Origin of the sequence: Leptospira biflexa serovar Patoc strain 'Patoc 1 (Paris)', from assembly GCF_000017685.1 — a bacterium.
In the GTDB taxonomy this organism is placed as follows: Bacteria; Spirochaetota; Leptospiria; order Leptospirales; family Leptospiraceae; genus Leptospira_A; species Leptospira_A biflexa.
Map to the genome: position 1 here is coordinate 1,757,203 of NC_010602.1, position 12,026 is coordinate 1,769,228.

Consider the following 12,026-nt stretch of genomic DNA (forward strand, 5'->3'; position numbering starts at 1 on the left):
ATGGATGTTAGTTACTTTCGTTATCGATGATCATAAAAACTGGATTTCAGATTTGTGATTGAATTTCGTTAGAAAAAAAAAGGACTGTTTGAACAGTCCTTTTTAGCACCTTTTCCTGTTAAAAAGGACGATGTTTTGGATACAAATCCCTCTAGTGTTTTGTATTTTCCACTAGAGGTTTTGCTGTTTCTTTAGGAACAACCTGTTGTGGAGCCACAAGAGATACACTTGAGGCATGCTCCATTTCTCACCATTTGGAAAGATCCGCATTCCGTACAGGAATCTCCTGTATATCCCTTGGTCCTTGCTTCTGCGATGATTTTCAGAGTTGCCGCCGCTGATTGCGCTTGCGTTGGTTGTGTTGATTGTCCCGCAACCGCCACTACTACTTCTTGTTTATCTTCAAGGACTGATTTCATAGAGATTGCATTGACAGGTAGCGGAGTACGAGGTCCGCTACTTTCCAACTTTCCCACGTTATCTTTCGCCGGTTCTGCTTTCCTTCCCACTTCATCAGTTCTCAAATCATCAGGTGATACTTGTGCCAAGTCGTATCGACCAAGATAAGTGATCGCAAGTTCTCTAAAGATGTAGTCAATCACAGACGTGGACATTTTGATGTGAGGGTTGCCAGACACCATTCCGTTTGGTTCAAATTTGAAGAAGGTAAATGCTTCCACAAACTCTTCCAAAGGAACGCCGTGTTGTAATCCAAGTGAAACTGCGATCGCAAAAGCATTCATAAGGGACCTAAAAGCAGCTCCTTCTTTATGCATATCGATAAAGATTTCACCTAGTTGGCCATCTTCGTATTCGCCAGTTCGGAGGTATACTTTGTGACCACCCACCATCGCTTTTTGAGTGTATCCTGCACGTCGGTGAGGGAGTTTCCTTCTTTCCGAAATGTATTTATACACTAGTTTTTCAGCAACTTCTGTTACCGTTTTCGGAGCAGAAGACGTTTGTAATTCTTCTTCATCCTCACCAACAGCACTTAACAACTGGAATACGGAGTTGAGTGGTTGGGAAAGTTTTGATCCGTCTCGGTAGAGAGCGTTTGCTTTGATCATTACCTTCCAGGACATGAGATATGCGTTTTTCACATCTTCAATGGTTGCCTCTTCTGGAAGGTTGATTGTTTTGGAAATGGCACCCGAAATGAATGGTTGAGCCGCCGCCATAATTCGGATGTGTGATTGATAAGATAAAAATCGTTTTCCGTATTTCCCACATTTGTTGGCACAATCAAAAACTGGCAAATCCTTCTCTTTGATAAAAGGAGCATTTTCGATGGTCATTGTCCCACAAACATAATCATTTGCTTGTGTTATTTCATCTGCAGAAAATCCCAAGGTCTCTAATAAATTGAATCCCATTGAGTTGTAAAGGGAAGGGTCAATTCCCAATGTTTTTGCAAGGAAATCTTCGCCTAATGTGAATTTGTTGAAAGCAAATTGGATGTCGAAAACAAATGGAAGTTGTTTTTCCAGTTTTTCTAAAACATCTTCTGTGAATCCTTTTTCTTTCAAACGAGCTGTGTTGACCCCAGGAGCACCATTAAAGGTTGCATGGCCTTTGCAGTAATTGACTATCGCATCTTGTTCTGCTTGGCTATAACCAAGTTTTTTCAGCGCTGCTGGAACTGATTGGTTGATGATTTTAAAGTAACCACCACCAGCCAATTTTTTGTATTTCACGAGAGCAAAGTCAGGTTCGATCCCGGTTGTATCACAATCCATCACAAGACCAATGGTTCCTGTTGGAGCAATCACAGTGACTTGTGCATTGCGGTAACCATATTGTTCTCCAAGTTCCAATGCTCTGTCAGAATCTTCTTTTGCTGCTTCGAGTAGGTATGAAGGTAAGAAGGAAGGGTTGATTCCCACGGGAGTGATGGTGAGGCCTTCGTATTCTTCTTTTGGTGCATTATAAGCAGCACGTCTATGGTTACGAATCACACGTAACATATGGTTTTTATTTTTTTCGTATCCTGCAAATGGTCCCAGTTCTTTTGCCATTTCTGCTGAAGTGGCATATGCTGTCATATGCATGATGGAGGAAATCGCACCAGTGACAGCCATCGCTTCTTGTGAATCATAAGGAATTCCCATGATCATCAGAAGGGAACCAAGGTTTGCGTAACCGAGTCCTAACGTTCTAAACTTGTAAGAAAGTTCCGCAATTTCTTTGGAAGGGAACTGCGCCATAAGAACTGAGATTTCTAAGATGATGGTCCAGATTTTGTTTAAGTAACGGTATCCCTCTACATCAAAGGTTCCATCTTCTTTTAAGAATTTTACTAAGTTTGCAGATGCCAAGTTACATGCCGTGTTGTCTAGGAACATGTATTCCGAACATGGATTGGATGCATTGATCGCGCCATCTTCAGGGCATGTATGCCATTCGTTGATGGTACTATGGTATTGTGTTCCTGGGTCAGCTGAGTTCCAAGCAGCGTTTGCAATCCTTTCCCAGAGGTCACGAGCCCTTAACGTTTTTGCTGCCTTGGGTTCACGACCATCTTTGCGAGCATTTTCTTTTTCTGTACGATTGATGAGGTGGAAGGGAAGGTCTTTTTCCACCGCTTCCATAAATTCATTTGTGATTCGCACTGAGTTATTGGAATTTTGACCAGAAACAGTATTGTATGCTTCTGATTGCCAATCAGTTGTGAGTTCTTCAAAGAGTAGGTCTTTGTATCCTTGTTTGGATAAGTCGATCACTCGTTTGATGTAGTTGTCTGGAACAAAGGCCTTCCTTGCTTTTTGGATGGCTTTTTTGAGTTCCACATTGGCAGCTGGATCGTATGCTTTTTCCTCACCGAGTGATTGTTTGGCGGAAGCACAAGCACTCATAATATCGTTTAAGAGTCTGTTGTTTAAGATCGATCCAGTCACAAGGGAAGCTACTTTTTTCTCTTCTTGTACTTTCCAATCGATAAACTCTTCGATGTCGGGGTGGTCCATATCGAGACAAACCATCTTTGCGGCACGTCGAGTGGTTCCACCCGATTTGATGGCCCCTGCAGCACGGTCTCCAATTTTTAAGAAAGACATGAGCCCTGAACTTTTTCCACCACCAGAGAGAGATTCATTGGCAGCTCGTAAATTGGAGAAATTGGTTCCTGTACCAGAACCGTATTTGAAAAGGCGAGCTTCTCTGACCCAAAGGTCCATGATCCCACCTTCATTCACTAGGTCATCATCGACAGATTGGATGAAACATGCATGAGGTTGTGGGTGTTCGTAAGAAGAGGCGGATCTGACTAATTTTCCCGATTTTGGATCTACATAATAATGGCCTTGTGATTTTCCATCAATACCATAAGCCCAGTGGAGTCCTGTGTTGAACCATTGTGGGGAGTTGGGTGCTGCCATTTGACTTGCGAGCATAAAGATGACTTCTTCGTAAAAAACACGGGCACTGTCTTCTTCCGTAAAGTAACCGTATTTGTATCCCCAATAGGTCCAACATCCCGCCAATCGGTGGAATACTTGTTTGGAATCCAATTCTCCTACATAACGGTCTTCTGGATTGAGGGCGGCAAGTTTTTCATCATCGGGAACTGAACGTTGTAACCATTCAGGGATTCCTTTTTCGGATACTTTTTTGAGATACTTGGGTACACCTTTTCTGCGGAAGTACTTTTGCGCGAGGATATCGGTTGCCACTTGCGACCAAAAATCAGGAACTTCGACGCCGTTTGCTTCAAACACAACGGATCCATCGGTATTGGTAATCTTTGAGTCCTTACGAACCCATGTTAAATTTGGGTATAAACCCTTGTTCCCTTTGGTAAAATGCCTCTCAATCTTCATGCCAGAACCCCATCTCAAACAACATATAAAATTTCTATTTTTTCCTCTACCAGGAACGGAGAGGATTATGTCACAATGAAGGAATCTTAAGTTGGAAACATCTATTTTTTCAGCCTAAGTGACGGGAATTTTTAGAATTTTTTCAAAATTTCCCGTAGGTATGAGACATTTTTTTCGTTGACCTAGCGACCTTTCTCCGTAGCATGGTCACAGATTCGAGATTCCCCTTTAGCTCAGTCGGTAGAGCAAATGACTGTTAATCATTGGGTCGCTGGTTCGAGCCCAGCAGGGGGAGCGGTCTTGCTTTTTAGCAAATTGAAATCCACGTCCTTTCCGAAATTCTTGGATATTTCCCTAAAATTTTCTAGCATTTTTCGTTCCAATTTCCATTTTTACCTCAATTTTTTCCTTTTTTTCCTGATTTCAGGGAGTTTTCCTTCGTTTTTAGTCGCCTCTCCCAAGGAAGTTTTCCCTCCATCTGTCCAAGTTCCCGATGTTTACCAATCCGAACAAATCCTTCTCATCATAGGGAAACCTGGTGAAACCCAAGGGAAACTTCATTTTTTTTCTGTGGAAGGGGGAGAGTGGAAAACCATCCTTTCTTCGATTCCTGTTTGGTTCGGTAAAAGTGGCCTCATCCAAAAGGAAAAAAAACGTGAAGGGGATGGGTTCACGCCAAAAGGTGATTTTCCCATAAAAAGAGTTTTGGGAAAAGGAAACCAGTCCATTCGTAATTTAGAATATATTAAAATACGAAAAAATGACCATTGGAGTGATGTCACCACTTCAAAACATTACAATCAATTCATCCGCCAGAAGGAAAAAGGAGCGACACCCTTATGGAATTCTGCAATTTACGAACTTTTGATTGTCATTGAACATAATACAAATCCAAGCATTCCCGGTTTTGGGAGTATGATTTTTCTTCACCCTTGGGCGGAAACCAAACCTACGTCAGGTTGTGTTGGCATCAAACTTACCGATTTAGAATCCATTATACAAAGATTAGATGGCAAAAAAAATCCATACTTCCTTTTGATCGAATCAGAAGATCAAATTTGAATTCTAAATTCAAAACGTTCACTCACCATACCGTTTCGATGATGATTGGTTCTCAGTATATTTAAAATTTATATTACGATTCTAAAATCAAAAAGGCCGGAATTCCTTTCGAAACTACCGGCAAAAATGTTGTTTAGGTTTGGATTATAATTTATTGGGTGGTGAGACTAAAATCATTGTAATCAGGTGTTTTCATTTCCTTTTCCCATTGTTTCCAGGTATAGGGCCACATGGCAGGGTCTCCATCAGGATCTAAATACCAACTTTGACAACCACCGAGCCAAACAGTTCCAGCCATTCCTTTTTTCAAATACGCTGCAAATCGATGTAAGGCTTCCTCTGTCGCTTGGATTGAGTTGAATTTTCCTCTCCTCCAATCTTCAATGATCTTTAAGACGTATTTGGTTTGTACTTCGCTCATTGCAATGACAGAAAAATTTCCAATGGGGGTGTTCGGTCCTAACATTAAAACAAAATTGGGGAAGTGGGGGATAAATAGTGATCGATATGCTTGTACCTTCTTTTTCCAGGCTGTTTCGATGGAGATTCCATTTTCTCCGGTTAAATTCATAGGACGCATAAAATGAAAGGGGTGGAATCCAGTCGCGAGAACTAAAACATCCAATTCATGGAGTTTACCATCTTTTGTCACCACACCTTTTTCTGTGATTTTTTCTATCCCTTCTGTCACCAGATCTGCGTTAGGTTTTTGGATGGCATCGTAAAAAGTAGAATTTACAATCACACGTTTGCAACCAACTCGATAGTTGGGTGTTAGTTTTTTTCTCAATTCAGGATCTTTTACAGATGTACGAAGATTTCGTTTGCATAAAAAACTCATGAGCATATGAGGAATTTTTTTGCCGATCACGGCTTTGGAAAAGGTTTGTTCGACGGCAAATGTATACCATTTGTGGAATCGTTTTAAGAGATTCGGTTCCTTCCTCCATTTTTTTTTGTCTTCTTCTGTGTAGGTTGTATCGGGTACTTTTACAATCCACTGAGGAGTCCTTTGGAATACAGATACTTTTTTGCCAAGTTTCATCACTTCCGGAATGACTTGTGCCGCTGTGGAACCTGTTCCAATGACTCCAATTCGTTTCCCTTCGAGAGGAACAGAATGGTCCCATTCCGCTGTATGGAAACATTTTCCTTGGAAACGTTCGAGACCAGGGATATTTGGTTTGGCTGGATGGTGCAGGATCCCTGTTGCCGAAATGAGAAAATCAGAAACATAGGTTTTGTCCTTTGAGGTTTTGATGGTCCACTTTGCATTCTGATAAGAACTTTCCGTGACTGCCTCGTTGAAGTGGATTTTGGGAGTCACTTTGTATTCATCACTCACACGTTTGAAGTACGCTTGGATTTCGTCACCATGGGCAAAACGATGGCTCCATTCAGGATTTGGCGCAAAACTATAAGTATACATATGGGCCGGGATATCACAGGCAACACCAGGATAGGTGTTCTCTCGCCATGTCCCACCTAAGTCATGTTTCTTTTCTAAAATGGTAATGTCGGTGATCCCTGCTTTTTCTAATTCAATCGCTAGAAGAATGCCTGTCATTCCAGCACCGATCACCACAACAGATGGATTTCTAAAACCTGATGTTGTCATTTGTTCCCTCATTCGGTATGTTTCAAACTTTGTATTGTTACGAGAACATGGTTCTGTATTACACAACTGAGAGAGAATGACATCAGATTATTGAACATTTGCAATAAAAAAAACATATGTATGATAAAAAAGGGAAAACGGAAATTTTTATGGGAATCTTCCTGATTCTAGAATTCGATCCTTGAACAAATCTTACTTTGGTTCAAACCAATGTTACCATAGGCCAGAGCGCCCAGCCAAACTTGAAAATGGTAAAGAAAGTCAATTACGGAATCGAGGAGCTAGAAGATTGGTGAGTAGAGATGCAGAATCTTTGGATGAAACGATTCGATATGTGAGATTAGGGTTCATTTTTTTGAATCGGTGGTTCGTCTGTATGATTGAATCGTTTCCTTATCTAAATTTGGAGTAGATTTTTAGATGATGCAACGGCTAGGGTTTCGAGTAGATTCTTACGTGATGCAGTGAGTTACTTCCCATAATCAATCTTATGTCGCATTAGACCCATGCCGTTTGAGTGTACTCGTATATCCTTTACAGTTTTGTTCCAATACATACTTTACAAAAAGTATGATGAATATCCTGGTTCAGACGTGAATGAATATGAAACTTCTTTCGGATTGTTGATTCGATGTATCGTATCGAAGGCCAGAGTATTGGAACTCAAGTTTTGATCTACTGTTCCAGTGGTTCGGTCATCAAATCGATCTGAATCCCATCTTACTTCTTTCGCAGCTAAAAACAAAAAAGAATTCCAGTAGAGAACCAAAAGAAAAAAGATTTGATTTTTATACCCCCCCCCCTATATGAATGGAGATTCGATAGTTAGTCTATTGAATTTTAAAGTGAGATAAAAATGAAAACATTTAAAAAGAGTATCTATGCGATGATTGTGATATTGGCATTCGGCTGTGCCACCTTTAAGGGAAACAAATTACCTTTGGTGCAACAAGACGAATACATTCATCTTAAAAAAGAGAAAGTGAAAGTATTCAGCCGTTGGAAATATGAGGCTCCACAAGGTATCGATGCAGTAGCTATGGCGGCAGTTCATAAAAGTTGGTTTGATAAAGCAATGATTGAATCAGGCTGTTGTGAAATTGTAGAAGGACCAAAGGAAGCCCAATTGGTGATTGACGGGATTGGATTTGACAATACCAGTCCTTGGCTTGCTCTTCCTAGAATTTTTAATGCATCATCATTGACGGTGATACCATTTTGGCAAACGGTTACATTTGAATTGAAAGTTTCCGCTTCTAAAGGGAATAAATCGAATTCCTATGAATTAAAAGATACCGTTACCTTAGTATCGTGGCTTCCCATGATCTTTGTGTTTCCATTTACGGGTGGTCCCACCAAGAATAAGGAAGAAGTGCTACTCAATACATACCAAACGTTGGTTGTCAATTTGAGAAAAGACGGGTATCTTTAATCCCACTATTCAATTTTCTGTTGGAACATCACTTGGTTTGATTCAATGCTTCCAATTTCTTTTGAGGCAACGATTTTGCGTAGGCCTATTTCAATCGCCGAACGGATGCTAGCCTCGATTGTTTCTTCTGATTCACTGTCATTCGGTGAAAAAGGGATTGTATTTGTTCTAATGGGATGAGACTTACCCAAAATCCGAAAGGATTCCCCTGTATCTTTTACAAGTAAGAACTCAACAATTGAGGCAAATGTTGCATGTTGGAATTTTGTTGTCCCTTCTTCAAAAACGAGCGAACGATCCACTTGGACCTTTCTCAGAACAATGGTTCCTGGTTCAAGTGGATCATTTTCATTGCGAGCTTTGTAGGAACTAACATTGAATATTTCAGTTGCCAGCGAATTGAACGAATGCAGTGCAAATTTCCCGATGGAAATTTCTAAATTGGGTCCTACTTTTAACACTTTGGAGGGAAGATCCATCTCGTATTGTAGTGTAATTGATGACTTTGTGATCTTGTCCTGCGAAATGAAAGAGTCATTCCTCCTTGTCGATTGACAGGAAACCTCCAAATACATGATCAAAAGTAAGAATAAAACATGAGTTTTCACAATTAAATCCTAATGATTAATTGCAAATAAACGAAAATATATTGCTCGTTACTGTAAAAAATTGGGCAATTTGTCCTAAATTTTGTAAATTGTGAGTAGAAAAGAATTCGAATTTCCTATACATTTGAAATTGATTTGTTTCCTTCGCAAAAATTCTAAATACGAAACGATTTTAGCGAACAAACAAATCAAAGGAAAAATGAATGAAAATTTTATACATCATTGTGAGGACGCTCCTCGGAGCTTTGTTTCTCTTTTCTTCCATAGCAGTTTTATTTAACCTGGTGCAACAACCAGAAATGACAGGGAATATTAAAATTTTTAACGATGGCCTTAAGGCATCAGGATACTTGATGACTTTCATCAAGGTTACGGAGCTTGTTTGTGCCATCGCCTTTTTAACGGGACGATTTGTTCCATTAGCGTCTGTCATCATTGCCCCTGTGGTCATAAATATCTTTATGGTTCACATTATGATTGCACCTGAGGGAATACCCGTTGGAATTTTTGTTGTCGTTGCGAATGCATTTTTAGGGTATTACAATCGTTCTGCATTTGCAGCATTGTTTGTTCCGGTACACAAAGTATAACTAAAAAAAGAAACGATCATTTTACTTTGATCGTTTCAAAAAACTGCACTTCCCCTGAAGAAGTATCATAAAATGCCGGTACAATTTTAAATTCACCGGCATCTACTTGTTCTTTTAAATAAATACTTGAACTTAAGATTTCATCAATGGAATTCAAAACATTTGCTTTCACAACATGATTAAACATATGTTCGTTTCCCCCTTTTTGAATTTGAGGGTTGGCGTCCGAGTCGTCGATAGCCTTTTGGATTTTGTTTGTGATGCTTGCAATGTTTCCATCTTTCAGTGCATAAATAGCACTAGAGACAGCACCACAATTTGAATGCCCCAATACGACGATGAGTTTAGTCCCAATTTTGGCGCAAGATAACTCCAAACTCCCTAAAATTTCTTGGTTCACAATATTGCCTGCGATGCGAATCGAAATGATGTCCCCAAGTCCTGCATCAAAAATAATTTCGGGACTTGTGCGTGAGTCAATACAGGATAATACAACCGCTATAGGATTTTGGCCAAATGCCGTGGCATTCACTTGGTGTTTGAAGTATTTTTCCGACCATTTGCCTTTGACAAATCTTTCGTTTCCTCTTTTTAGAAATTGAAGGATTTCGTCTGGTGTTAGTTTTTGTTGGGCTTCCTTATCTAAAATATTAACAAACTGCACTTGATCGCTCAATTCATAATTTTCTTTCACTCCCACTAAATTGAGTTGGATGTTTTTTTCAACCGCTACAACCGATTTAAATTCTTCTAAAACCTCTAGGATATCATGGTCAATGAAATTACAGTTGGATGCATCCACTATCAGTTTTGCATTTTTAGGCAATGACCAGAGTGTATCTTTGATCGATGCTTTATTCAAAAAGGAAACTTGGTTGGGAAGTTCAATCCGAATGGTTTCTCCAATATTCAAATTTTCCGTTTCTACAGAAAATGGGTTTTTGTAATTATTTTTTAAAATAAAGATAAAACTGATACCTAAACCAATCAAGACACCTGTTAGGAGGTCTGTGAAAATGATAGCCAAGATCGTCGAAATAAAGGGTAAAAACTGATAAAATCCTTTTTTATAAATGGATCGGTAGACGGAAACATTTGTCAGTTTAAAACCGGTGACGATCAAAATTACAGCCAAGGAAGAAAGGGGAATTAAATTTAAGGAAGAACTTAGGAAAACAACACTGAGTGCTAGTAAGATTCCATGGAATATTGCAGAGAGTTTTGTACTGGCACCTGCATAAATATTCACAGAACTTCGAACAATGACGGATGTGATCGGCAAACCTCCGATAAGACCAGACAAAGAATTTCCAACTCCTTGTGCAACAAGCTCCCTGTTAGGTGAAGCGAGTCGTTTGTGTGGATCGATTCGTTCCACAGCATCCAAATTGAGTAAAGTTTCTAAGGTAGCAAATGCAGCGATCGTAAACGCAAAATACCAGACGTCTTGGTTTGAAATCTTAGAAAAATCGGGATAAGAAAAGATACTTTCCCAATTTTTTACATTCGGAATACTCACTAAATGTTTTTCGGTTAGGTAAAGTTTAGGAAATGAAGTTCGGAAAATTTGATTCCAAACGACTCCGAGTAAAATTACAAGGACGGGCGAAGGAACATAACGCAAAATTTTCCACTTGAGTTTATCATAAAATACCATGAGTGCCAAAGAAGATAAGGCAATCACCACTGCTCCCCAAGAAAAATACTTTCGAATGTTTAAAAGTTCAGAGAATGTATTTTCTCCGTCTTTTTGAAAGAAGATAAAGTCCTCTTCTGGATCAATATCAAATCCAACAGAATGTGGGATTTGTTTTAAGATCAGGATGATACCAATGGATGCAAGTAAACCTTGGATGACATTGGACGGAACATAATTTGCGATAAAACCAGCACGTAAAAAACCAAGTGCAATTTGGATGAGCCCTGCAAGGAAAACTGCTAGTAAAAATGTTCGATAATCACCGAGGGCTGCGGTTGCCGCAAGAACTAATGTGACAAGTCCTGCCGCAGGACCACTAACACTTGTTCGTGAATGACTTAAAAATCCAACAACAATTCCACCAATCACTCCTGAGATCACACCTGACATTAAGGGAGCGCCACTCGCTAAGGCCACACCCAAACAAAGAGGAAGAGCAACTAAAAATACAACGAGTCCAGCAGGAATGTCTTGTTTAAGATTGGAGAACATAATAGTCTAATAAAGCTAATTTGTGTGGTACATAGTGTCAACACGAATGGAATTTTGAAACAGTTTCTTTTGTAACATTTTGTCCAATTTTTTTTCCAATGATAACGATTGTTTATTTACAACCAAAGGACAACATCATCCAAATCATCTTCGCTGATGACATGGCGGATTTGGTCTTCTGTTGTGAACGAAATCGATAGGATATGAATAGAATTCCAAATTTGTTGGTACACAAATGGTCCTACATGGCATTTGTAGATAGAATTTGGTTGAATCTGTTTTGGAATGGAACAAATGAGTTCGGGAGTTTTTTGTTCTTCGGGAATGAGAAATTGACGATTTTGGTCACTTGCAAAAAACAATATTTGAAATTTGGTGATGTTAATCTTGGTTAGGTTTTCTGTTTTGATAAAAAGTTGTAATTCTTTTTTCTCACGATTGTGCCTTGGATGGATGGAAACAAGGATGGGCAAACCAACTCCCTTCAGATAGGCTTTCCTTGTCTCTAGAACCGTTGTTTGGTTCTTCGCTCCGCAAGATCCAAAGAAAAATACGGACACTAAGAGAAGAAAAGAGAGAATGGAGAACGAATGGTTGGGAGAAAATACGGACTTCCTAGATGGCTGCAACAAATTGTAGTAAGTTTTCCAAGACATTGTATTGGCTCAATCCCTTTTCCTTTGTTGGAAAGGTTTGGTTCTTAATTG

8 protein-coding genes and 1 tRNA gene are annotated in these 12,026 nt (G+C 39.5%); 4 read left to right on the plus strand and 5 right to left on the minus strand.

The window, feature by feature from the left end:
• Window positions 1-191: 191 nt before the first annotated feature.
• Window positions 192-3,818 carry a vitamin B12-dependent ribonucleotide reductase gene (locus LEPBI_RS08330; protein WP_012388671.1) on the minus strand — a complete coding sequence of 1,209 codons (3,627 nt, stop codon included), beginning with the start codon at window positions 3,816-3,818 and terminating at the stop codon, window positions 192-194.
• A 222-nt stretch (window positions 3,819-4,040) separates the two neighbouring features.
• Here LEPBI_RS08330 and LEPBI_RS08335 point away from each other — a divergent pair.
• Window positions 4,041-4,113, plus strand: a tRNA-Asn gene (locus LEPBI_RS08335).
• Between the two features lie 47 nt (window positions 4,114-4,160).
• Window positions 4,161-4,880: a L,D-transpeptidase family protein gene (locus LEPBI_RS08340; protein ID WP_167530797.1), complete on the plus strand. Its 720-nt coding sequence runs from the start codon at window positions 4,161-4,163 to the stop codon at window positions 4,878-4,880.
• Between the two features lie 151 nt (window positions 4,881-5,031).
• On the opposite strand, the gene LEPBI_RS08345 is transcribed toward LEPBI_RS08340, so the two are convergent.
• Complete coding sequence (locus tag LEPBI_RS08345) at window positions 5,032-6,498, minus strand: flavin-containing monooxygenase (RefSeq protein WP_012388673.1); 1,467 nt, start codon at window positions 6,496-6,498, stop codon at window positions 5,032-5,034.
• Between the two features lie 856 nt (window positions 6,499-7,354).
• Here LEPBI_RS08345 and LEPBI_RS08360 point away from each other — a divergent pair.
• On the plus strand, window positions 7,355-7,930 hold the full coding sequence (locus tag LEPBI_RS08360; RefSeq protein WP_012388676.1) for a hypothetical protein: 576 nt from the start codon (window positions 7,355-7,357) through the stop codon (window positions 7,928-7,930).
• Between the two features lie 5 nt (window positions 7,931-7,935).
• Here LEPBI_RS08360 and LEPBI_RS08365 read toward each other — a convergent pair whose 3' ends face one another.
• Entirely contained in the window at window positions 7,936-8,409 is a 474-nt protein-coding gene (locus tag LEPBI_RS08365; RefSeq protein WP_226992918.1) for a hypothetical protein, read from the minus strand.
• A gap of 332 nt (window positions 8,410-8,741) precedes the next feature.
• Between LEPBI_RS08365 and LEPBI_RS08370 the strand changes: the two genes are divergently transcribed.
• Window positions 8,742-9,128, plus strand: coding sequence for a DoxX family membrane protein (locus tag LEPBI_RS08370; protein WP_012388678.1), 387 nt, complete (start codon window positions 8,742-8,744; stop codon window positions 9,126-9,128).
• A gap of 16 nt (window positions 9,129-9,144) precedes the next feature.
• On the opposite strand, the gene LEPBI_RS08375 is transcribed toward LEPBI_RS08370, so the two are convergent.
• Both LEPBI_RS08375 and LEPBI_RS08380 read right to left on the minus strand, forming a co-directional pair.
• On the minus strand, window positions 9,145-11,319 hold the full coding sequence (locus LEPBI_RS08375) for a bifunctional SulP family inorganic anion transporter/carbonic anhydrase (RefSeq protein ID WP_012388679.1): 2,175 nt from the start codon (window positions 11,317-11,319) through the stop codon (window positions 9,145-9,147).
• Between the two features lie 116 nt (window positions 11,320-11,435).
• The gene (locus LEPBI_RS08380; RefSeq protein ID WP_012388680.1) at window positions 11,436-11,975 is read right to left on the minus strand and encodes a hypothetical protein; all 540 of its coding nucleotides are present in this window, start codon (window positions 11,973-11,975) and stop codon (window positions 11,436-11,438) included.
• Window positions 11,976-12,026: the final 51 nt, after the last annotated feature.

Bases quoted from the DNA above. Each gene is read 5' to 3' on its own strand.
- LEPBI_RS08345 (WP_012388673.1), bottom strand. From the start codon at position 6,498: ATGACAACATCAGGTTTTAGAAATCCATCTGTTGTGGTGATCGGTGCT.
- LEPBI_RS08370 (WP_012388678.1), top strand. From the start codon at position 8,742: ATGAAAATTTTATACATCATTGTGAGGACGCTCCTCGGAGCTTTGTTT.
- LEPBI_RS08380 (WP_012388680.1), bottom strand. From the start codon at position 11,975: ATGTCTTGGAAAACTTACTACAATTTGTTGCAGCCATCTAGGAAGTCC.
- LEPBI_RS08360 (WP_012388676.1), top strand. From the start codon at position 7,355: ATGAAAACATTTAAAAAGAGTATCTATGCGATGATTGTGATATTGGCA.
- LEPBI_RS08375 (WP_012388679.1), bottom strand. From the start codon at position 11,319: ATGTTCTCCAATCTTAAACAAGACATTCCTGCTGGACTCGTTGTATTT.
- LEPBI_RS08330 (WP_012388671.1), bottom strand. From the start codon at position 3,818: ATGAAGATTGAGAGGCATTTTACCAAAGGGAACAAGGGTTTATACCCA.
- LEPBI_RS08365 (WP_226992918.1), bottom strand. From the start codon at position 8,409: ATGGATCTTCCCTCCAAAGTGTTAAAAGTAGGACCCAATTTAGAAATT.